The organism is Arthrobacter sp. JZ12 (assembly GCF_035189165.1).
GTDB lineage: Bacteria > Actinomycetota > Actinomycetes > Actinomycetales > Micrococcaceae > Arthrobacter_D.
In genome coordinates this window covers 1,016,900-1,039,863 of the sequence record NZ_CP045246.1, presented here as the reverse complement: position 1 = coordinate 1,039,863, position 22,964 = coordinate 1,016,900, and the positions used below count along the sequence as shown (strand labels likewise).

General features: G+C 64.6%; 17 protein-coding genes. 11 read left to right on the top strand and 6 right to left on the bottom strand.

Features of this window, described 5'->3' with window-relative positions; translation table 11 throughout:
• Positions 1-327: 327 nt before the first annotated feature.
• Both GC088_RS04890 and GC088_RS04885 read right to left on the bottom strand, forming a co-directional pair.
• Complete coding sequence (locus GC088_RS04890; RefSeq protein ID WP_323961003.1) at positions 328-2,958, bottom strand: helix-turn-helix transcriptional regulator; 2,631 nt, start codon at positions 2,956-2,958, stop codon at positions 328-330.
• Complete coding sequence (locus GC088_RS04885; RefSeq protein ID WP_323961001.1) at positions 2,955-5,297, bottom strand: LuxR C-terminal-related transcriptional regulator; 2,343 nt, start codon at positions 5,295-5,297, stop codon at positions 2,955-2,957. The genes GC088_RS04890 and GC088_RS04885 overlap by 4 nt, the downstream gene beginning before the upstream one ends.
• 299 nt (positions 5,298-5,596) lie before the next feature.
• Between GC088_RS04885 and GC088_RS04880 the strand changes: the two genes are divergently transcribed.
• Genes GC088_RS04880 through GC088_RS04860 form a run of 5 tightly spaced genes read left to right on the top strand, consistent with a single transcriptional unit; the run spans position 5,597 to position 8,539 of the window.
• Positions 5,597-6,121, top strand: coding sequence for an alternate-type signal peptide domain-containing protein (locus GC088_RS04880; RefSeq protein ID WP_323960999.1), 525 nt, complete (start codon positions 5,597-5,599; stop codon positions 6,119-6,121).
• Between the two features lie 30 nt (positions 6,122-6,151).
• Positions 6,152-6,736, top strand: a complete 585-nt coding sequence (locus GC088_RS04875) for a hypothetical protein (protein WP_323960997.1) — start codon at positions 6,152-6,154, stop codon at positions 6,734-6,736.
• Positions 6,733-7,338, top strand: a complete 606-nt coding sequence (locus GC088_RS04870) for a signal peptidase I (RefSeq protein ID WP_323960995.1) — start codon at positions 6,733-6,735, stop codon at positions 7,336-7,338. Before GC088_RS04875 ends, GC088_RS04870 begins: the two co-directional genes overlap by 4 nt.
• On the top strand, positions 7,335-8,057 hold the full coding sequence (locus GC088_RS04865) for an LPXTG cell wall anchor domain-containing protein (protein WP_323960993.1): 723 nt from the start codon (positions 7,335-7,337) through the stop codon (positions 8,055-8,057). The genes GC088_RS04870 and GC088_RS04865 overlap by 4 nt, the downstream gene beginning before the upstream one ends.
• On the top strand, positions 8,054-8,539 hold the full coding sequence (locus GC088_RS04860; RefSeq protein ID WP_323960991.1) for a hypothetical protein: 486 nt from the start codon (positions 8,054-8,056) through the stop codon (positions 8,537-8,539). The genes GC088_RS04865 and GC088_RS04860 overlap by 4 nt, the downstream gene beginning before the upstream one ends.
• Positions 8,540-8,971: 432 nt before the next feature.
• Here GC088_RS04860 and mfd read toward each other — a convergent pair whose 3' ends face one another.
• Positions 8,972-12,601 (bottom strand): transcription-repair coupling factor, encoded by a 3,630-nt coding sequence (gene mfd / locus GC088_RS04855; RefSeq protein ID WP_323960989.1) that lies wholly within the window; start codon positions 12,599-12,601, stop codon positions 8,972-8,974.
• Between the two features lie 326 nt (positions 12,602-12,927).
• Here mfd and GC088_RS04850 point away from each other — a divergent pair, with 326 nt between their 5' ends.
• From GC088_RS04850 to GC088_RS04825, 6 genes are all read left to right on the top strand, one after another.
• Positions 12,928-16,260: a VWA domain-containing protein gene (locus GC088_RS04850; protein WP_323960987.1), complete on the top strand. Its 3,333-nt coding sequence runs from the start codon at positions 12,928-12,930 to the stop codon at positions 16,258-16,260.
• Positions 16,257-17,114, top strand: coding sequence for a hypothetical protein (locus GC088_RS04845; protein WP_323960985.1), 858 nt, complete (start codon positions 16,257-16,259; stop codon positions 17,112-17,114). Before GC088_RS04850 ends, GC088_RS04845 begins: the two co-directional genes overlap by 4 nt.
• 38 nt (positions 17,115-17,152) lie before the next feature.
• Positions 17,153-17,650, top strand: coding sequence for a DUF2505 domain-containing protein (locus tag GC088_RS04840; protein WP_323960983.1), 498 nt, complete (start codon positions 17,153-17,155; stop codon positions 17,648-17,650).
• Positions 17,650-17,871 (top strand): SCO4848 family membrane protein, encoded by a 222-nt coding sequence (locus tag GC088_RS04835; RefSeq protein ID WP_323960982.1) that lies wholly within the window; start codon positions 17,650-17,652, stop codon positions 17,869-17,871. The genes GC088_RS04840 and GC088_RS04835 overlap by 1 nt, the downstream gene beginning before the upstream one ends.
• Before the next feature lie 91 nt (positions 17,872-17,962).
• Entirely contained in the window at positions 17,963-19,309 is a 1,347-nt protein-coding gene (gene nhaA / locus GC088_RS04830) for a Na+/H+ antiporter NhaA (RefSeq protein ID WP_323960980.1), read from the top strand.
• A 131-nt stretch (positions 19,310-19,440) separates the two neighbouring features.
• Complete coding sequence (locus GC088_RS04825) at positions 19,441-20,502, top strand: hypothetical protein (protein ID WP_323960978.1); 1,062 nt, start codon at positions 19,441-19,443, stop codon at positions 20,500-20,502.
• Positions 20,503-20,509: 7 nt separating this feature from the next.
• Here GC088_RS04825 and sufU read toward each other — a convergent pair whose 3' ends face one another.
• From sufU to GC088_RS04810, 3 genes are all read right to left on the bottom strand, one after another.
• On the bottom strand, positions 20,510-20,962 hold the full coding sequence (gene sufU, locus GC088_RS04820) for a Fe-S cluster assembly sulfur transfer protein SufU (protein WP_323960977.1): 453 nt from the start codon (positions 20,960-20,962) through the stop codon (positions 20,510-20,512).
• The gene (locus tag GC088_RS04815; RefSeq protein WP_323960976.1) at positions 20,959-22,260 is read right to left on the bottom strand and encodes a cysteine desulfurase; all 1,302 of its coding nucleotides are present in this window, start codon (positions 22,258-22,260) and stop codon (positions 20,959-20,961) included. The genes sufU and GC088_RS04815 overlap by 4 nt, the downstream gene beginning before the upstream one ends.
• A gap of 90 nt (positions 22,261-22,350) precedes the next feature.
• Positions 22,351-22,944 (bottom strand): DUF305 domain-containing protein, encoded by a 594-nt coding sequence (locus GC088_RS04810; RefSeq protein ID WP_323961941.1) that lies wholly within the window; start codon positions 22,942-22,944, stop codon positions 22,351-22,353.
• Positions 22,945-22,964 lie beyond the last annotated feature (20 nt).

Here is a 22,964-nt window from a genome sequence, read left to right as displayed (position 1 = left end):
TGCATTCGTCTACAGCCGCCGTCAAGGCCTGCCGTGCTCTCTATCGAGGATCTCCCTCAGCCATCGCTTCCCCCTTCCGCGCTGAACTCCCGATATCCATCGAGCGGCTCATCCACAACCAGAGCGCCGTTGCCCTGCCTCTTCGTTTGGCCCCATTGCTTGAGACGAAGCGGTGGCGGTGAGCCTGAATTCAGCTTAGAAATTCGCCATGCGCCATACCCGCGTAAGCCCCACTCGACTTGGGAAACCGCCCTGCAGGTGCCGGTCCGGCCTTACTCGATCGACTACTTGGAAAATGGCAATTACCTACTCTAAGGAGCGCCGGTTTCAGCTCTCGAGATGGTCCTGTGAGAGCTCGTCCCTTCGCGTGATCCCGAGCTTCATGTAGATGCGATAGAGATGGCCTTCTACTGTCCGGGTGGAAACTGTGAGGCTTTCGGCGATTGCGTGGTTCGTCAGACCTTCCAGGACCAGACGCACAATCTCCCGCTCGCGCGAAGTCAGCGAGACAGCTGCGACCTTCCTCAGGTCGGTGCGCGCCTTCGGCAACCCGGCGGGGTGGCGTTTGAGCTGCTGCAGGGTAGCCCGTTCCATCCTGGACAGGCCCTGCTCCGCGTATGCATGTGCCGCGCGGGCCAGGCATTCGGCGCCCAGTAGCGGCAGGCCGGCGGCGTCGGCCCTACCCGCGGCCTCGACCATCACATCGGGACTCCCCTCAAGGAGGGCCTTGGCGATGAAATGAAGGGCACGCCCGGTTTCACCCTGCAGCCCCTCGGCCAACTCCGCCATCCGGTCAAGGTGGCTGGACCCGCCGAGCAGGGTCAGCAATTCGAGGAGCTTCCGCTCCGCCGCTGCCATGCCGCCAGCGCGTGCCCGTTCGGCCAGGGTCAGGAGAGCGGGGTTGTCCGGCGAGTTCAACCCCTCCAGCGCAGCTGCGATGTATCCGCGGGCGATCATGTGTTCGGATTCGGGGCCCGGGTTCTGCAGCGCCTCAAAGTCCGCAGCGAGGCGCCGGGAACCGGCCCTGTCGCCGAGCAGCATCATGGCGAAGGCGGCATGCCCGACGGCGTACGGCAGCATGAGCGCAGCGTCGCTCTTGCGGAGGGCCGCGATGCCACCGGTCAGGTACGACAATCCTTCACTGACGTGACCGCCCCGGATGAGTGCGATACCGCGGAGGGCCGGCGCCTCTCCGCCGTAGTAGATATACCGGGGAGGCGCGGTCAACGAGCATTTGTCGATGAATCGGATGGCGTCGTCGTGCCTTCCTGCACGCAGCACAGTGAGAACGCAACGGAATAGCGCCGAGGGGTAAAAGGCTGCCAGAGTCGGGTCCGATCGAAGGAGGGCTCCCGCGTGTAACGCGATGTCCACTCCGTCGTCTGTTCGGCCCACGGCATCGAGGGCTTCTGCAAGTAGGATCCGGGCCAGCATCTGCTCACGACTGGTTCCGAGGCCGGCGGATACGAGGTCCTCCAGCGTCCCGAGCGTGCGCGTGTGACGGCCGGCCAGGTGTTCGGAGTACAGACGCAGAATGGTACCCGTGAGGGTGCTGCCTTGGTCTGCGGGGGCAAGCCGGGCCCGGGCGCTCTCCCATGCGTCGGCAACGGATGCGACGGCGGCACCGGCTCGGCCCGTGTGCAGTGCGATAGCAGCCGCCACCAGAGCAGCTGAATCCAGAGTTTCCCCGTCCGCGGCCGATGCGAGAGCCTCCTCGACCTCTTCAAGCGCCGCATCAATCTCGTCCGTGCACATGTGGGCGTAGGCGGATTGCATCTGCGCCTCCGCTTTCCGCTCGGGGGACACCACGGCGGAGGCGAAGCGCAGGGCCGCTTTTGGGTCGAAGCTGATGTTGGCCAGTCCCGCGGCGTTGAGCAGGTCCAGATCATCGACAGCTTCACCTATGTCCAACGACCAATGGACCCAGCGCATCAGACCAATGGTTTCGGGCAGGGAATTCCCCACGAGCCGTTGTGCCTGCTCCCGGAGCTCGCGGCTGCGGCCCACCGGTACTCCGCGCCGGGCCACGTCAGCGCAGAGCGGGTATCGGTTGGTCACCTGTTCTGTTCCTTCATCCGCCAGGTTGAGCAGGCCGCAGTCAATCAGAAGGGTTACCAGGCTAATGTCGATCAGCTCCGCGAGGACTGAGAGGGTGACCGGTTCCAGCAGGGCAACCGTCTGGATGAGGTACCACTCCGCCGGGCTGCAGCGCTGCAGCAGTTCCTTGACAAGGTTGGTGAGGAAGGGATCGATCTGTTCCGTCCTGCTCGTCGCCACCCAGACGCCATTGACCTCCTCGAGTTGGCCGGTGCGCAGACCGTGGGAGACCATCGCCCGCATGAGATACGGATTCCCTCCCGACCAGTCCGCGATCATAGTGATCGTGCCAGCCGCAACCTGGCCCCCGACTTCCCGTTCGGTATAGGTCCGGACGTCCTCCTCCGAAAGTGGAGACAGTTCGAAGCACGCCAGGAGCCCATCCCGACTCAGCGCGAAGACACCCTCGTTAGACGCGTGGTCCCTGCCCAGTACCAGGAGCCGGACGGTCCCTGCCATGAGGAGTTGCTCCAGGATGTGGCTACTGCTCTCGTCCAGTTCATGGGCGTCATCGACGATGAGCAGCACCGGTCGGCCGTCCGTCTCCTGAAGCTTTTGGAAGCGGCTTTTCAACCGCCGCAGCACTATCAGCGGGGAGCTGAGCTCGCTTTCCTCCAGCCCGTGCACAAATTGCGAGAGCGCGCCATAGGGAATGCTTCCTAACGCCGCGCTGGCGCGAAGGTGGAATACCAGCATCTCACTTTCGAACCGCCGAACCAGCACATCGACCAACGCCGACTTCCCCATACCGACTTCCCCGAAGACCGCTGCTCCACTTACACCCGACCGGAGACTGTCGGCTATTGATTCGACAACGTCTTCCCGTCCGACGAGTTCAGTGGTCCCGTCCCCGACCGTCACGTGATCCGGCCCTGGTCAGCGGCCAGCAGCCGTGCAAGTTCCTCCCTGTTTCGGACATGAAGCTTCGAGTAGACCTGATAGAGGTGTCCTTCCACGGTGCGGACGGAGACATCCAGATGCGCGGCAATCTCCTTGTTGCTTTTTCCCTCCGCGATCATTCGCACAACCTCGGCCTCACGGGCGGTCAGGCTGTTCAGTATGCTCTCCCGGCGCCCATGTTCCCGGAGGTCGGTGAGGGTTGCGTCGACCCTCCGGTGCGCCAGTCGACTATCGCTTCGACGGCGGGTCTCCGCAGCGAACTGGAGGGCTGTCTCCGCGGCGTCCTGGGAGAAGGACCGGTAGTCGAGGCTGCGCGCTTCCTCCATCGCCTGCAGCATCAGCTGAAGGTCGAAGTTGTCCATCCCCTTGGCGTACAGCTCGCAGAGCCTGGCAAAGTCTCCCTGGCAACGGGCGCTTACGGTCAGCAGCGGTTCGATGGCGCGCGCCTCACCTAGCCGCAACGCACTGGAGAGGCTCAGCAACTCGAAGGCGCTGACGCCCAGAGCATGGTCCTTCCTGCTGAGCGCCAGCAACTCCTCAGCGGCCTGGCCACGGGATTTCGTATATGCACCGGTGAGGATGGTGAAGTGCAGGGTCAGCCGGCGGACCAGCCAGGAACTCTTGCCCACTTCCGCGGCGTCGGGCCACAGGAACGACGACGACAGCCGGCTGCCCTGCCCCAACACCGCCTGGCAGTAGTCCACAGCTGCTGATGCCAACGCGCCCAGTCCCGCGAGATTGCTCGCTTCACACTGGCGTAGGGCAGGCATAAGCATGGTGAGTGCTTCCTGTGGGTTGCCGGCGAATGCCAGGAGCAGCCCGTCTGCGAGTTCGCACCAGGTGCTGTCGGCTATCGGGTGTTTGCTCGCATGGCGCGAGTTCGGGGTGGTGGTCCAGACACCGGCAGCGAGGCGCATGTTCGCCAGGCACTGTGCCGCCTGGTCAGCGACGGGGTGCTGCTGTGAGTCGACGATGGCTTCAGTACTCTCGGCGAGCGCCAGCGAATCGTCGATGCGGCCGGTCATCGCGAGGGCTTCGGCGACGAGGGCCACGGCGAGTGTGCGGTATTCGGGGTGCAGGACGTCGAGCTCCGGGGTGGTGTGCTCACGTAACTGCAGCAGGACGTCGGCGTACCGCCCCTCGCGGGCCGCGGCGAGGGCCCCTGCAACGCGGGCCTCGCCGCGTTGCCGGCTACCGCCGTCGTCGGTTGAGTGGGTATGCGGGTGAGCCGCAACAGCTTGTACTGGAGCTGCCGCGCGTAGTTGCTGAACGAGTGCCTGCCGGCGGCTGGTGAGCATTCCGCTGCGCACCGCCTCGCGGAGGAGGTTGCAGGTGAGCCTGACCGTCAGCGCCCTGTCGCTGCCGATCGTCACCAGCGACTGCTCCTGGAGGGCGTCAAGGTCCGTCGGGTCGCAGTACTGCTGCAGGGCCGCCAACGGAACCTCTCCCGCTGCGCCTATGAGGTTGATCAGGTCCCGCTGGGAGGAGGGCAGGTGCGCGACAGTCTCACAGATTGCGTCCCTGGTGGTGCTTTGCATCTGGAAGTGGTGATCGGTGATAACCCAGACACCCTGGTGGAGTTCGAGTTTGCCGCACTGAACGTAGTCGTGGCAGAGCAGGGAAAGCCACCTGGGATTGCCCTGACCGTGGCGGTACAGGGTGGAAATTGCGAGGCGTGACATGGGCTGACCGAGGATTTCCCGCAACAGCAGGCCGGTGTCTTCTGCAGACAGGGGCGTCAGCTCAAACCGCTCCATAGCGTTCGCCCGGCACATCTGCGCGAACTCGTGGACGGAACCGGCTACTTCCCTGCAGCTCGCAAGAATCAGCACGGTTTGGCTCGACACAAGCTGGCCGATCAGCATGACGGAGTTTTCGTCCAACTGGTCCGCGTTGTCTATCGCCAGGATCACGGGTTTGCCGGCTGCACGTTCCTGAAGCAGCCCGATAAGCCCCTCGAGGATCAGGACAGGGCGGTCGAGAATGTTTTCATCCAGCTCTGCGAGCAAGAAGCTCAGTGCTCCATAACGGACTCGAGACCCGAAAGCCGATCCACGGAGTTGCACGACGTACGCGTGGTCCGCGAGCGCGGTGGACGTGTGTTGCAGCAGGACTGATTTACCGATACCCAGTTCGCCGAGGATGACAGCGCCTGCTGTGTTGCCCGACATCAGTGCCGCAGCAATCTCCTTGGCGAGGGCAGCGCGCTCACCGCTCAGCGCAGCTGTACCGGGAAACGTCACCGGCAGTCCGCCGATGAACCCTGGGTCTTTGGTCGCGCTGGTGTCTTGTGGACTCACGATCCATCTCCCTCTACCTGGATGAGTTGGATTCACTTCCCAGCGTAGAAATCAGACCTTGTATAAACATGAGTGCCGGTTACCCGTCTTGGAGCCGGGCATACTCAAGGGATTTTCGCGATTACGTGGGCTACTACTCGCTTTCGCGAACGGTGCATCAATACATGGATGAATCCCGAGGTTTTCGTAGCCCCAAGCAAGGAAAGGCTCGCGCGATCTTTAGGTTTCATCCCAGACGCACTTGAACTTTCAACGACAGGCTTATCAGCATCAGTCAGCTTCTGGGGAAGGGAATAGTTATGAACAAGATGGCAAAGGGCGCCATTGCAACAGCCGCTGGAGTCGTGTTGCTGATCGGCGGCGGCGGGACACTGGCGCTTTGGCAGACAGATGCCGAAGCCGAGGCCGGCACCATCACAGCAGGCAACATGACGTTGAGTGCGCAGGGCGAAGGCGTATGGACGGTCAACGGGGGAACTCAGCCAATCAAAATCGGAGAATATCCAATCGTTCCGGGCGATACTGTCACCTTCACGCAGACCCTTACTGCTGACCTCGATGGTCAGAACTTGGTCGCCAATCTGAGTGTTAGCGGTCTTGAGGATGACCTCAGCGAATTCGACAGCCTTGATATTTCAGAGCCCCGATTCATCACAGTCCCGGAAACGGGAACCGGTACGTCGATCACACAGGTCAGCGTAGGAGTTACGAAGTTTACTGGGGCGATTGACTTCACGTTCGAAGACGTAGACGAACTCATTGATGCAACTGAGGTGCATGACCTCGGACAGATTAGCTTCTCGCTTCAGCAGGTACGCCCGTAGGCGCACTTGAACCAGGAGATTGAATTTCCAATGCGTACGGCGACAGCGATACGAACCGCACTCGCGGTAGTTGTCGCCGTCGTATTGGGTCTTCTGGTGGCACCGGCGTCGCATGCTTTGTGGTCGGTATTTGTTCCTTCTAATGCAGGGACCATTCAGGCGGCTGATTTCTCCGTGCCGTTGACGGGATATCCGTCGAACCTCAGCCAGGAGATGGCCCTGGCCGATGGAACGCCGGCAACGCTCTCACTCACCGGCACGCAGGTACCGCAGCTCTCCCCCGGCGCAAGCGCGACTGCGGGAGTACTCATAAAGAACAACACCAATGCGGGCTCCGAATTCACAATCCGTGTTTCGGCAACCAGTCAGGCAGCAGTTACGGGTGCGCTGGCCGGCTACGTCTCGGTTGGCTACGGCACGGCTGCCGACCTAGCCGGCTGTGCGACAACGACATACACGGCCGCATTGCCGGCGGCCATCGACATTCCGAAGGGGGGCTCGGCGGTGAGGTGTTTCAAGGTGGAGCTTGCATCGGCAGCGCCGGCGAGCGCCCTCGGACAAAGCGCGACAATTTCCGTGAATCTCAACGCGGCCCAGATCGGGAGGACTCCATGACCGTCCTCAAGTCTGTCGGCAAGGCAGTCAGTTTCACTGCTTTGATGCTCGCGGTGCTTGCCGCTCTGGTACTTATCGTCTTCCCGCGCGTTACGGGTTCCTACACCTACACCGTGCTCACCCAGTCGATGGAGCCGGGCTACCCGCCGGGAACGTTCATTGTGGTGAAGCCCATCCCGTTCGATGAGTTGCAGCTGGGCGACGTCATCACCTACCAGCTCGAATCCGGCAAGCCCGAGGTGGTCACCCACCGCATCACCGGCGTCAGCTCCACTCAACAGGGCGAGCCAACCTTCATCACCAAGGGCGACAACAACTCCGCCGAGGATCCGGTCCCCGTGCGCGAGATCCAGGTCCGCGGCAAGCTCTTCTATGCCGTCCCCTACGTCGGATTCGTCGCCAACGCTGCCGGCCAGGGCGACCGCAACAGTGTCATCTACATCGCGGCCATCGGGCTGATCGCCTACGGCGTCTTCACTGTTGGTCGTGGCCTTATCGGCAAGCGGAAGTCGGGAGATTCGCACGCGCAGGCTGAAGACGCAGTTGCTGAAACCGATCCGCCAGCGGAGCTGACCGCGCCAGGGCAGAAGGCACGAGCGTGAGGCGAGCAGCCGGCGTCGTACTTGCAGTGGTGACTGCGACGCTGCTGCAGGCAGCACCGGCGCAGGCAGGCGACCAAGACCAAACGCTGCAGTTCAGCACGGACGGGGTCTCCTACTCTTCGGTCCTGACCCGTCCGGTTCTTCAGACAACGGAGCCGATCGTTCCGGGCGGGGCCCTTCAGGCGCCGGTGTGGGTTCTCAACAACAGCGACGACGACGCCTGGCTCTCCGTGGCTGTGCTGGCCGGCGCGGTGGATTTCGCTCTTGAACAGGAGTTGAGGGTCCGCACGTCGACTGACGGTTTCTCCGGGGCGCAGAAGCCGCTCGGGAAATCGGGCTCATGCAGCGATCTGGCGGTCGGACTGGAAGTTCCAGCCGGCGGAAGCGTGCGACTGGCCTTTGATCTGGCGTTCGACGCCGACGCCCCCAATGACACACAGCAGCAGTCCGCAGATTTCGCGCTGCGGTTCCTGCTGCAAGATTCACGCGCCGGTGAGGCGGCCGGCGCGTGTACTGACCCGCGCGGCGTCGTGGTTCCCGGTGTGGGCTCGACTGCTCCCGTCGATGACGGCATCGCCGCGGCGCCGCACGGTTCCCTTGCCGATACTGGTGCGTCGGGCACGCCCTGGTTGCCGATCGGTGCAGCCGGTGTTGGACTTGGCGTGCTGCTGCTGGTGTTGGCGCGTCGAAGGGCTGACCGGGAGGAGGGGCAGGGATGAAGGGCGAAAGGGTGAACCGCCGGCTGGTGGTGATCGCGTTCATCGTTGCTGTCCTGCTCGGAGCTGGCGGTCAGGCGGTGGCGCTGTGGTCGCAGAGCGGGAACGTCACGATGGGCGTGACCTACGGGAAGTTGCCTCCAGTGACGTTTGAGCCCTGCGGTAATCGGGGTGGTTCGAGCCAGATTGCCTTGGATTGGGATGTGAACAAGTCACTGAATGACTACCTTCTGACTGTGTCTAAAACCAGTAACAACGTCACGACCGTGGTTTCAGAAGTTCGCCAAGCAGCGAACAGATACGTCATACAGACTCCGTCCGATGCAAAGACCGGTGACGTCTTAACGCTTCGGGTGATCGGACATTCGGGCGGCTACCAGACCGAAGTTAAGGCTTATGGTCCCATCGATGTAGGTCCGCCAAATGGCAGCGGTAACAACAGCGGCAAGAACGAACTTCCGCTCTTGTGCAATAGGGCCACCTAGCAATCTTCGTGCACCTCTGGCGACCTCCGCCCCACCGGGACCCGCCGGAGGTGCACGAAACCTCCCGCGCCTACACCTAACGCGTCCCGGATTGCCCACCTTCTGCTAACAGAGCGTCTAGAACGACGGCGCGGCGTCGCCGACACGCCGTCCTAACCCCTAGAACCTGGGCAAACTGGCACGCGGCCGGGCAGTCGGGCGCACCGCAGGCTGGGCTCCAAACACCCCATCCACCACGTTCTGCGCCCACTCGAGGATGGCGGCGTAGGTCAGGCCCACCGGCCTCGTCTACACCTACCCCGTCCCGGATTGCCCACCTTCTAGCCACAAAGCGACCAGAACAACGGCGTGTTCCCGCCGACACGCCGTCCTCACCCCTAGAACCTGGGCAAACTGGCACGCGGCCAACCCGGCCCGGAGCCCACAGCAAAGCTAGGCCGCGAACACCGCGTCCACCACGTTCTGCGCCCACTCGAGGATGGCGGCATCGGCCAGGTCGCGCCCGCCCACCGACGAGGTCTTCGGCTTCGGAATCAACGCCGCGTTCATTGCCGGCTTCACAGACGCCCCCGGGTACATCCGCTTGAGCCGCATCTCCTTGGACTCCGGCAGGTTGGCCGGCGCGAACTTGATGAAGTTGCCCTGCAGCGCGACGTCGGTCAGCCCCACCGCACGCGCGCGAACCCGGAACCGCGCCACCGAGACGAGGTTCTCCACCGGCGCGGGCAGGTCGCCGTACCTATCGCGCAGTTCCTCCACCACCTCATCGATCGCGGCGTCCGTCGCGGCAGACGCGAGCTTCCGGTACGCCTCAAGCCGCAACCGCTCGCCCGGCACGTAGTCGTGCGGCAGGTGCGCGTTGATGGGCAGCTCGATCTTCATTTCGGCGGCCTTCTCCTCGGCCTCGCCGCGGAAGTTCGCCACGGCCTCACCGACCAGACGGATGTACAGGTCGAAGCCCACGCCGGCGATGTGCCCCGACTGCTCCCCGCCCAGGAGGTTGCCCGCACCGCGGATCTCAAGGTCCTTCATGGCAAGCTGCATACCGGCGCCGAGCTCGTTGTGCGACGCGACGGCCTTCAACCGCTCCAGCGCCACCTCGCCCAGCGGCTTCTCCGACGGGTAGAGGAAGTAGGCGTACGCCCGCTCGCGCCCACGGCCCACGCGCCCGCGCAGCTGGTGCAGCTGCGAAAGCCCGTAGTTGTCGGCCCGGTCCACGATCAGCGTGTTCGCATTCGAGATGTCCAGACCCGTCTCGATGATCGTTGTACACACCAGCACGTCGAACTTCTTCTCCCAGAAGTCCACGATGATCTGCTCCAGCCGCGACTCCGTCATCTGCCCGTGCGCCACCGCAACCCGAGCCTCCGGAATCAGTTGCTGGATGTGCGAGGCAGTCCGGTCGATCGATGACACCCGGTTGTGCACGAAGAACACCTGCCCTTCGCGCATCAGCTCGCGCCGGATCGCCGCCGACACCTGCTTGTCCGTGTACGGCCCCACGTACGTGAGCACAGGATGCCGCTCCTCCGGCGGCGTCGCCAGCGTCGACGTCTCGCGGATCCCGGTCAGCGACATCTCCAGCGTTCGCGGAATCGGCGTCGCACTCATGGCCAGCACGTCCACGTTGGTGCGCATCTTCTTCAGCGCTTCCTTGTGCTCGACGCCGAACCGCTGCTCCTCGTCCACAATCACCAGGCCGAGGTCCTTGAACTGCACCTCGGTGGACAGGAGCCGGTGCGTGCCGATGACGACGTCGACCGACCCGTTCTTGAGCCCCTCCACCGTTTCCTTGGACTCCTTCGACGTCTGGAACCGCGACAGCGCCCGGATCCGCACCGGGAAGCCCGAGAAGCGCTCGGAGAACGTCTCGAAGTGCTGCTGCACCAGGAGCGTGGTGGGCACCAGCACCGCCACCTGCTTCCCGTCCTGCACAGCCTTGAACGCGGCCCGCACAGCGATCTCGGTCTTGCCGTAGCCAACGTCGCCGGACACCAACCGGTCCATGGGCACCTCACGCTCCATGTCCGCCTTGACCTCGTTGATCGTGGTCAGCTGGTCGGGCGTCTCGATGTACGGGAACGCCTCCTCCAGCTCACGCTGCCACGGCGTATCGGCCGCAAACGCATGACCCTTCGACGCCATGCGCGCCGAGTACAGCCGGATCAGCTCGCCCGCGATCTCCTTGACCGCCTTGCGCGCCTGGCTCTTGGTCTTCGCCCAGTCCGAGCCGCCCATCTTCGACAGCGCCGGCGTATCCCCGCCCACGTACCGCGTCACCTGGTCCAGCTGGTCGGTCGGCACGAACAACCGGTCCCCCGGCGCACCGCGCTTCGACGGCGCGTACTCCAACACCAGATATTCGCGGACCGTCTTGGTGGGCCCCGCCCCCGACGACCGCTGGATCAGCTCCACAAACTTCGCCACACCGTGCTGCTCGTGCACCACGAAGTCGCCCTCGCGCAGCTGCAAAGGGTCGACGGCGTTACGCCGCTTCGAGGGCATCTTCCGCATATCGCGGGTGCCGGCGGCGGTGGTCCGCCCCAGGAGATCGGCTTCGGTCAGCAGCCCCAGCTTCAGACCGTCCAGCACGAACCCGCGCCCCGCCGACGCCGTCGTAATCTCGATGATCCCCGGCTGCGGCGCCCGGTCAAGCGAGTCGACGCGCGACGCCGGGATGTCGGCGTCGTGGAACAGTTCGGCCAGGCGCTGGGCAGGGCCAGGGCCCTCAGTGACGACGACGACGCGCCACTGATCACGCACTCGCCCACCGATGAACTCCATCATCTCCGCAACGTCGCCCTGGTAGCCCCGCGGCTCGCGGGCGGCGATCGTGAAGGTGTCGACCTCGGTAAGCAGCTCGTCCGAGCCGAACGACGTCACCGACCACCACGCGACGTCGTTCTCCAGCGCCGCCGTGCGGGTGTCGGCGAGCGACTTGAAGCTCGCCGCCTGCAGGTCTGCGCCCAACTGGCCGCTCAGATCAACCGGCGCCGCACCGCCGTCGGACGCTGTTGCCCACGCCGCGGCGAGGAATTCCTCGTTGGTCGCTTCGAGGTCGTGGGCGCGGGCGCGCACCTTTTCGGGTTCGACGACGACGGCGATCGACCCGGCCGGCAGCTCGCCGACGAACGGGACCATCGCGTCGACCAACACCGGCGCGAGGGACTCCATGCCCTCGACGGCGATCCCGCCGGCAATCTTCTCGAGCATCCCCGCGGCGGCCGGCAGCTCCGACTTCAGCTTCGCCGCCCGCGACATGACCGACGGCGTGATCAGCAGCTCGCGGCACGGCGGCGCGTACAACTCGGTGGGGACGCCGCGGTCGCCATCGGTGGGTAGCGAGCGCTGGTCGGCGACGGCGAACCAGCGCATCTGGTCCACCTCGTCGCCGAAGAATTCGATGCGGAGCGGGTGGTCTTCGGTGGGCGGGAAAACGTCAATGATGCCGCCGCGCACGGCGAACTCGCCGCGGTGCGTGACCATGTCCACGCGGGAGTAGGCGGCGTCGGCGAGCGCCCGGACAACGTCGTCGAACCCGCGCTCCTCCCCCACCTTCAGCGCCACGGGCGCCAGCTCACCAAGCCCCGCGACGAGCGGCTGCACGACGGCGCGGATCGGCGCGGTGATCACCTTGATCGGGTCGCCGGCCGGGTGGGACAGCCGACGGAGCACGGACAGCCGCCGTCCGACCGTGTCGGAGCGCGGCGATAGCCGCTCGTGCGGCAGGGTCTCCCAGCTGGGGAACTCTTCAATGGACGACGCCGGCAGGTAGCTCCGGAGGGCAGCGGCCAGGTCCTCCGCCTCCCGCCCTGTGGCGGTGACCGCGACGACGACGGGTTCCGCCTGCGAGCCGTTCGCGCCGCCGTCGTTGGTTGCCGACGCCAGCCCGTCCACCATCTCCGCGAGCAGGGCCGCACGCAAGCCGGTGGGCGCGCCGATCTGGAGGTCGCTGCTGCGCTCGGCGACGGACCGCGACGCGTTGGTGCGCACACGCGCGAACGACGAGTCCTCTGCCAGGGCGGCACGCAGTCCGGTGAGGGTGGGTCCGTTGGGGGCCATGACAATCCTTCGCCGCGATGAAGACAACACGAAAACCCGAAATTCGTGAGAATCCCGGGGAGACCAGTTAAGACTACCGCCCCCGGCGGGCGGTAGTGGCTGGCCCGCACCCCGCCCGCGAGGCGGCCCGGGGTAGCTGAACTGAACCGGACTGAGGATGGTGGGGTATCCCTGCGCGGAACACCTTCCAGCAGCCACTTCCGGACCGTTATCCAACCGTGATACGCGGACTATGACGGTCGCTGGGTGTTCGCTGTTAGCCTAACTCCGCCGGAGTGGGGACGGTCCCCGCCATGGTTATGGGGGAAAACATGGCGCGTTCCGTCATGAAGTCTGCAAACATCGCGTTAGCGCTGGCCGTTGCCACCGCCGCACAACTTCTCGGGCCGGTCGGACCGGCCCAAGCCAGGAGCGCTCTCAACAGCGAAATCGCTGCAGTGAGTTCCGAATCATTCGCGCTGAACAGCAAGGGCTCCAAAGAAGCACTTCTCTCGTCCTTGAAGGCTCTGGAGACAAAGGCCTCGGGCCCGGGCCGCATCGATGCTGTCTCACAAACAGTCGAAGGTTACGTCGACGGCGCGCGCTACCGCGAGGACTTCGATGGTGAGCAGGCCTACCTCGATGACAAGCAGCTTGCCTCGCACCTGGACCAGGCTGCACGCAAGGCGAGCAGCCCGGACGAGGCGGAGGTCCTCACCTCAGCCCTGACCAATCTCTTGCTTGCTGGCAGACTCACCGCCGAAGTAGCGGTGAGCGATGCGCAGACCGCGCTCACGCCGCCGTCGGCCGCTGACGATGTTCCGGCGGATCGCGCGGACGCGGAACGAAACCTCGCCTCCGCTGAGAAGGCACTCTCACAAGCGCACAGCGCCTTGGCGAAGGGACAGCCCACCGCCGCCGAAGCGCACTTCGCCAAGGCATGGCGTGATGGCACGGCTTCCCTATCAAGCCTTGGAATCACCTACGACGGCGACCGGGACGGCGACACGATCCCGGATCGCGCCGAACTGTCGGCGGGCGGTTCGCCCCTCGTGCTCGATAGCGACGGCGACGGGCTGGCCGATGCCTTCGAGTTCAAGGCCATGGCCGTCCTCGCCCTGAACAATGCCGACACCGACGGCAACGGTGTGCCGGACGGCAAGGAAGACCACGACGGCGACAGTCTTACCGCCGCCGAGGAGCAGACCGCGAAAACGTCGCCGGTCAACCCGGATACCGACGACGACTCACTTGCCGACAATGCCGAAGCTACCCACGGCGCCAACCCCGTCGAGGCGGATTCCGACGGCGACACCCTCCCGGACGGCGCTGAGGTCCGTGCCGGCCTGAATCCGACCAACCCGGACACAGATGCCGACGGCGTCCGCGACGCCGACGAGCTTCTCTCCGTTCCGGTGGACGGTCCAGCAGGGGCTTCCGCGGTGGTGACGGGTGAGGACGAGTCGGCGCTGGACGCGAGTATCGCGGCTGTCGAAGAGGCAGATCCGCGCACCGGGATGGCCGGGCGCCTTGGCGCGGCGTTCGAATTCGAGTCGCCCGGCGACGGGATGGTCAAGGCGGACATCACCCTCCCCTACGACGCTGCCGCGGTTCCGGCGGCGGTAGCAGCCGAGCGGGCACGCGTGTTCTGGCTGGACGAGTCTGCCAACGCCTGGGTTCCCGTGGGCGGCAACCAGCACGTGGACGCCGCTGCCGGAACTGTGACAGTCACCGTGGATCACTTCTCAACCTACGCGGTCTTCGACATCGTGAACTGGAACGAGACGTGGACAGCCAAGGAAAACCCGTGCCGGACGCGGTCCGATGGCGGAGGCGACGACGTCGTCTTCCTCGACCTTGCCCTTTCCATCGACTCCTCAGGTTCGATGGTCTGGAATGACCCGGAGGGCCTCCGCAGAGACGCGGCGAAGAACTTCGTCGACGCACTCCTGCCGGAGGACCGTGCCGCCGTCATTGATTTCGATAGCAGGGCTCGGATCCTGCAGCCCCTGACCACCAACAAGGACGCCGTTAAGAGTGCCATCGACCGCATCGATGACGTTGGCGGAACCAGCATCTCGGCCGGTGTGAGTGCGGCGAACAGCGTGCTCGCCAACAACCGGGATGCCGAACGCGGCAGGGTGATGATCCTACTGACGGACGGGGACGGGTCCTGGCACGACTTCTACCTGACGCAGGCCAAGCAGAACCTGATCACGATCTATACGATCGGGCTCGGCAGCGCAGTGAACTCGGCACTGCTCAACAGGATTGCCTCGGAGACGGGCGGAAAGTTCCACCAGGTCGACACCGCCTCTGAGCTACCGGAGGTCTTCCGCCGCATCAGTGACGATACCGGCGGCGACGAGGGCGTCAACGCCGACGCTGACCAGGACGGGCTCAACGACTGCGTCGAGGTTCAGGGCGCGTACAGCCCCGGTACGGGATTGCGGTATCTATCCGACCCGTTCGATGCGGACACCGACGGCGACGGGATGAAGGACGGCGAGGAAGTCCTCCCGCTTGACGCCGGCTTCGGGCTCCCCACCGCGTCGGACACCTTCCGCGTACTTTCGGACCCCTCGAACGCCGACACGGATGGCGACGGTCTTCCTGATCCCGCCGAACTCGATGAAGGAACGAACGTCTGGCGTGCCGATTCCGACGGCGATGGGCTGAGCGACTCGGACGAACTGACGTGGACAACTGATCCGCTAGCCAGTGATACCGACGCCGACGGCTACCGCGACGGTACCGAGGTTGCCGACACGGACGCCGGATTCAACCCTGTCGTGTTCGACGATCCCTTGACCCCGGATGAGTGGGCCAGCGAATTCGCACAGGGAGCAGCCCTCGGCGATGCAGGCGAGGGCACCACCATTCCCTACCTGCTGGGATCGATCAGCTCATCCGCGGTCAGCTTCATCCCGTTCATCGGATGGATTGCCGGCGCGGTTCTCGACCTGCGCGACGCTATCGCCAACACGGTTCGGGGCGAATGGATAGCTGCGGGCACATCGCTCGCCGGATTCATCCCCTACGTCGGCGATTCAGCGAACATTATCGCCAAGGTCACCAAGTTCGTGGGCCGCAGCTCCCACCTCATTGACGACGTTATTGCCGCGATAGCGAAGATTGAGGATCTGCCGGCCAGTACTCGGGCTGCGATCATCACCGGGATCAACAGCAATTGGGACGCCCTGCGTAGAGCTTCGCCCAATATGAGCGAAGAAAGCTTCCTGCGGCTCGCCTCCTCGCGGCAGGGCGCGGATCACATAGTCGCTTCACTTCAACGGTCGAGGACCCAGATCGGTGCGACCGTGCCGTTTGTCAATCACTGGCGCGACGCCGAAGACGCGGTAGCGGGACTGTTTGGTGTCGCCTCTGCAAACCGGCAGGTCTACCGCGCCGCCCCAGGCTTCACGTTCGGTCGGCATGCCGACATGATCAGCAACAACGTCATGCGTGAGGTCAAGTCCGGCTACGTCCCGTTCAGAACCCGGACCATCCAACAGATTGAAAAGGATGCCGCCATCCTTGCCGATAATGCTGGGAACGCTGATGTGGAGCAGGTCGTCTGGCATTTCGTCGGCGGTCGCACCGGCTCACTGGGAGCGGATCCCCGTGTCCTGAACTTGCTGGAAGACCGGGGCATCGCCTACGTTATCCACCTGCCATGACCCACTATTTGAACCAGACCAAGGCACAGGCCGCTGCCTCTCTGCAGGAGTTCCTCGACGAGCGCGACGGCGCCCTTGAGTACCTGCGGAAGTCCCTTAGCGCGGCCGGTCGCAGTGCCGAAGAATCGCTCGACGGAACCGTGGAGAGCCTGGTGCCGCTTTGGCAGTGGATTCTGGCACAGCTGCAACGCCCGGAGGCGCCCGGCGCCACCGCTCCCGCATCGGTCCCAGCGGAGCAGTGGCCGTCCTGGGAACGGTATACCGAGGAGGAGGAGCGGGTTCTGTCCATGGAATCCGTGCGACTCCTGGACGGTCTCGTGTCCTACCTCGCCCAGGTGGTTCAGCAGCACGCTCCGGGCGCCCGCTGGGCAGTAGCCCGCCACCGGGTGAAGCGCTATGCCTTCAACAACCACCCGGTTCTGGTCAGCGACCACACGGACGCCCATATCTTCCTCCCATCGGTACCTGCCGGGAACGCACGCGCTGTCCTATTGGGCATGAGGGAATCGCCGGCTGACCGCATCGCCGAGTACGCCAATGCAGTCATCGAGGATCTGAATCCGAGCCAGGAAGCAACCTCTGAGGAGGCCCTCACCTCAGAGCCGCTCGTTGAGGTCGAAGATCTGGGTGAGAACTTTCTCCGCGGCCGAGAACTCGAACTCGGTATCCGGGAAGACATCGCGCACGAACACTCGCGCACCGTCGACCGGCTCGCCAAGGAGCTCAAGAAGCAGGACGGCATCACCGGCGTCGTCCGTGAAGACCGCGAAGTACTCCTGGTCCAAACCTCGACCTGGACGCCGGCCCAGCTGGAACAGTGGGCCGTCAGCTACCTGACGTCGAAGCTCACATAGGATGTACGGGACGCAAACACTCGAACTTCGGAGGATTCGTGGCACTCAGCGCCTCAACCACCCTGCCCTACGACGTCCAGACGGTGACCAACACCTTCGCCGACGAAGCGTTCCTCAAGCACATCAGCGAGCACGTCGGCGGCGAACTGAAGTCCCTGACGGTCGACGGCGACACCACCTCCGCCTTCACCCTCACCGCTGTCCGCGCCCTCCCCACCAAGCGGCTTCCGGATTTCGCACGGAAGTTCGTCGGCGAGAGCCTCACCGTGACTCAGACCGAGCAGTGGGCAGCGCCCGCCGCTGACGGCTCCCGCGAGGCCAAGGTGTCCATCACCATTGCAGGCGTCCCCGTCTCGGCCGACGCCGTTCAGCGCCTGGTTGCCGAGGGCACCTCCACCCGCGTGGACGTCGAGGGCAGCGTCAGCTCCTCCATTCCGTTCATGGGTTCCAAGATCGCCGACGCCGCCGAGCCGTACATCGGCAAGGCCCTCAACATCCAGGCAGCCCAGGCCAAGAGCTGGCTGGAAAGCCGCTGATGGAGCTGCCACTCGCGCTCTCGATCGTCCTCGTTGTCGCCGGTATCTGGACCCTGATCGTCTGGCCGCCGTTCCTCCGTCGGGTCTTCAAGGATCCGCGCTCACGGGATGAGAACGGCGCACCCACGCGGTTCCTGAAGGTGCACTTCATGCTCGTGACCACGTCGATGATCCTGGGCGCCGCAACCCTGGTGATCGGCATCCGGACGCTCGTCGCGTAGCAAGCTGCAGCCCTGTTAGGGTTGACCCCACGGTGAGCCGGGAAGTCTGGTCGGCATTGGTTTTGTCCTGCCCACTGAAGGAGATTTTCCCGTGTCCCACCAGCAGCAGCCCCGGAACGTCCTCGGACGCTCCAGCTATCCCGAGTACCTCCGCATCGGAGAGATCCTCCGGAAGGAAACGGTCGGCGGCATCCTGCTGATCATCGCGGCAGGCCTCGCCCTGATCTGGGCCAACTCCCCCTTCTCGGACAGCTACTTCGCACTGCGGGACTACGAGTTCGGCTACGAACCATGGCACCTGAAGCTCTCCGTAGGCCACTGGGCCGCGGACGGTCTGCTGGCTATCTTCTTCTTCCTCGTCGGCCTTGAGCTGAAGAAGGAGTTCGTTGCCGGCGACCTCCGCAGCCCAAGGCGCGCCGTGGTTCCGGTCGCGGCGGCGGCGGGCGGCGTCGTCGTACCCGCGCTCATCTACGTGGCAGTCAACCTGGGCTCGCCCGAGACGCTGCGCGGTTGGGCCATTCCCACCGCCACCGATATCGCCTTCGCACTGGCGGTCCTCGCTGTCATCAGCTCGCACCTGCCAAGCGCCCTGCGGATCTTCCTGCTCACGCTGGCCGTGGTTGATGACCTGATTGCCATCGCGATTATCGCCTTCTTCTACTCGGAGGATGTGGAACCCCTCTATCTCCTGCTGATGCTGATCCCGCTGGCGCTGTTCACCTTCCTTGCCCAAAAGAACCCCAAGTTCTTCGGCCGCAGGACCCCTGCGGCATGGCTGATCCTGCTGCCGATCGGCGTCGTCGTCTGGGCCCTGATGCACGCCTCCGGCGTACACGCCACCGTTGCAGGAGTACTCCTCGGTTTCGCGGTCCCCGTGCTCCGCAAGGGCAAGGACGGCAAGGCGCTGCCGCCTGAGGAGGGCAAGCCCGGCCTCGCTGAAACCTTCGAGCACCGCTTTCGCCCGCTGTCCACGGGCATCGCCGTGCCCATCTTCGCGTTCTTCTCCGCCGGCGTCGCCATTGGCGGTGCTGAAGGATTCGTCTCGGCACTCAGCGATCCGGTGACGGTTGGCATTGTGCTCGGCCTGGTGGTCGGCAAGCCGATCGGCATCCTCCTCACCACCTGGCTTGTCACCAAGACCACACGCGCCACCCTCGATCCGGACCTGCGCTGGGTGGACCTCCTCGGCGTCGGACTGCTGGCGGGTATAGGCTTCACCGTCTCGCTACTCGTCAACGACCTCAGCTTCAGCTCTGGCTCCGAACATAACGACCACGCCAAGGTCGCGATCCTGGGCGCCTCGCTCCTTGCGGCGCTGCTGGCTTCCGTACTGCTGCGCTCTCGCAACAAGCGCTACCGCCGCATTGAGGAAGCCGAGAAAGTCGACGCCGACCAGGACGGCATTCCTGACCTCTTCGAGGACGAAAACCGCCGCTGAATCAGTTGGGCCAACCGCCCGGATTACCCCGGGTGTTCGTCCGCCCTCCTGTTGCACGTTGCTCTTAGTTCATATGGGTTGGGGACCTTGGTACCGGACATCAAAGGATCCGGTACCAGGGAGACCCACCCATGTCACTCACCACCCAGCTCTATCCCGCCGAAATTCATTGTGGCTCCTGGGATGCGGGCCATATCCAAGGGATCGCCGTGGACGAGGCGAACGGCTACGTCTACTCCTCCTTCACGCGAATGCTTGTGAAGAGCGATTTTCAGGGCAACATCCTCGGCACCGTGGAGGGATTCGTCGGGCACCTCGGTGACCTCGACTTCAACCTGGACGACGGTCGCGTGTACGGGTCGCTGGAGTACAAGGCGGAACAGGCTTTCTACGCCGCCATCTTCGACGTCGAACAGATCACCCGTGTCGGCATGAACGCGGAGGACTCCGGTGTTGTGACCGCTGTCTATCTCAAGGAAGTCGTGGCGGACTACACCGCCGACATGGACGGCGACGGTGTGTTCGACGGCGATACCGCCTCCACCGCGGACCACCGCTACGGGTGCAGCGGAATCGACGGCATCTCGTTCGGGCCTGAGTTTGGTAATGAGCACGGCCCACAGCAGCTAATGGTCGCATACGGGATCTACGGGAACCCGAGCCGGACCGACAACAACTACCAGGTCATCCTGCAGTACAACGTGTCCGAATGGAGCAGATACGAGGGGCCGCTCAATCAGGCGGACCCGCACCGGTCCGGCCCGGAGGAAGTCAACGCCAAGTACTTCGTCTACACGGGCAACACGAGGTACGGCGTACAGAACCTCTCATACGACAAGGTCCACAAGCTCTGGTTCCTGGGTGTTTATCGGGGTTCCAAGCCCGAGTTTCCAAACCACAACCTGTACGTCGTCGATGGAACAGTCCAGCCGGCTCTGCAACTCCTCGAAGGACAGCGCGGCGAGGAGAAAGGGCTGGTGCTGCCGCTTCTTCAGGAAGGCGTCTTCTCGGAGGAGACGGGGCTCTACGGGTGGGAATTCAAGGCCGACGTCGGCTTCGATCCTCTCTCCGACGGCTCCTTCTACGTGGCCCGCAACTTCTACGACTACTCAAGCGGCCGAAGACAGGAGTCCGCGCGGCTTGAACTGTACCGCTGGCACGGCGTTCCACCGATGGGCTTCTCCAGAGTCTGACGCCGGATCACCGGTTCGCGGCGAGGACCGCCTCTTCGAGGGCTACCCACGCGAGCATCGCGCACTTCACTCGCGCCGGGAAGCGGGAGACGCCTGCGAAGGCCGCGGCGTCCCCCAGCAGCTCTTCGTCGGGCGTCACGCTGCCGCGCGAGCGCATGAGTTCGCGGAACGCATCGAGCTGTTCCATCATCTCGTCACGCGTCTCCCCGCTGACCAGTTCGCTCAGCACGGAGGCGGAAGCCATGGAGATGGAACAACCGGCGCCGTCCCATGCAACGCGCGAAATGCGCGAGTCGTCCATCCAGACCTTTAGCGTGACTTCGTCGCCACAGATGGGGTTGAGCTGGTGTGACTGCGCAGAGGCCAGGCCCGGCAGGTCCGCCCCGGCAATTCCCTTGCCCACCCGCCGCTTGGCGTGGTCGAGGATGATCTCCTGGTACAGCCCTTCCAGCCCGCTCATCGGGACACCCCGAAGAACGAGCGGACCTCGGCGACGCCGGCCAGGAAGGCGTCCACCTCGTCCGTGGTGTTGTACAGATAGGTACTGGCGCGGCTGGACGCAGTGATCCCCAGACGCCGGTGCAGCGGCTGGGCGCAGTGGTGACCCACCCGGACCGCGATGCCGCGGGAATCGAGGAACTGCCCGACGTCGTGCGGGTGCACCCCCTCCACATGGAACGATGCCAGCCCGATCCGCGGCAGGCCCGCGCGCGGGCCCAGTACCCGAACTCCGTCGATCGCTTCCAGCCCGGCCACGAGCCGCTCCCCCAACTGGCGTTCCCATTCCTCAATGCGGTCCATGCCGGTCTCGGTGAGGTAGTTCGCTGCGGAGGCAAGCGCTATGGCCTGCGAGATGCGCTGGGTGCCCGCCTCGAACCGGGTGGGCGGCGGAAGGTACTCGGAGGACTCCATGGTGACCGTGGTGATCATCGAGCCGCCCGTCAAAAAGGGCGGCAGCGCATGCAGGTGCCGGGACTTGCCGTAGAGCACGCCGATGCCGGTGGGCCCCAGCATCTTGTGCCCGGAGAAGGCGAGGAAGTCGACGTCGAGCTCTGCAACATCCACCGCAAGGTGCGGCACAGACTGGCACGCGTCGAGCACCGTCAGGGCTCCCACGGAGCGCGCAAGGGCAACCAGCTCCGCGACGGGATTGATGGTGCCCAGGACGTTGGACACGTGCGTGAACGCGAGCACCTTGGTGCTGGCATCCACAATCTCGGCGGCGCAGTCGAGGAGGAGGGCGCCGTCGTCGTCCACCGGGATGTAGCGCAGGGAGGCACCGGTCCGCGCGGCCAGTTCCTGCCAAGGAACCAGGTTGGCGTGGTGCTCCATTTCGGTGACCGCAATGGAGTCTCCCGGACCAAGAGCGTAGGGCCGTGCGGCTTCTCCGCCTCGGCCCAGCGACGCGTTGGACAGGCAGTAGGCCACGAAGTTGAGCGCCTCGGTGGCGTTGGAGGTGAAGACGATCTCCTCGGCGGCGGCGCCCACGAAGGAGGCGATGGTGGCCCGTGCGTCCTCGTACGCTTCGGTGGCTTCTACCGCGAGGGTGTGGGCTCCGCGGTGCACGGCGGCGTTGCGCTGCTCGTAGTACTCCTGCTCGGCTTCCATCACGCTCACCGGGTTCTGCGAGGTGGCGCCGGAGTCCAGGTACACGAGCGGGTACCCGTTGAGCTCGCTGGCGAGCAGTGGGAAGTCGTTGCGGATGCGGCTCACTTCGTCGTCCGACAGCGGATGGGACGGAGCTGACAGGATGGGCATGGAACTCCCTTGACGGCGAAATGTGCGCTACTCATTCTACCGGCGGCACCCGGAGAGGGCGCCGCCGATAGTTTGAGTAGCACAGCGGGTTTATTCGCCCAGCAGTTCCTTCATCTCGGTGATTTCGGCTTCCTGGGTCTCGACGATCGTCTCGGCGAGCGCAACGGCTTCCGTGTTCTCGCCATTGGCGATCTCCTCCTCCGCCATGGCGACGGCGCCCTCATGATGGGCGATCATCGATTCGAGGAACAGCTCGCCGGCCGCATCGCCGTCGGCGGCTTCTAGCTCAGCCATCTGCTCCCCGCTCAGCATCCCGTCCATGGATTCCGCGGAGTGCCCGGCGTGACCCTCGGCCGACTCGCCCCAGGCCTCGAGCCACCCGTTCAGGGTCCCAATCTCCGGCGCCTGCGCCTCCTTGATGCGGGTGGCCAGGTCGGCGACCTCCGCGCTGACGCCGTCCTTCCCCAGAACGACGTCACTCATCTCAACCGCCTGCTCATGGTGCGGGATCATCATCTGCGCGAACATCACGTCGGCGTCGTTGTGGGCACCGGCTTCCGCCGTTGAGTCGGCCGTCGAGCCCGTTTCCGCCGTCGAGCCGGCCGCATCTCCCGTCGCACCGCACCCGGCAAGTACGACTACGGCGGCAGCAGCGAAGGCGGGCAGGGCCAGGTAACGCTTCATCACAGTAAGTTCCTTCATCA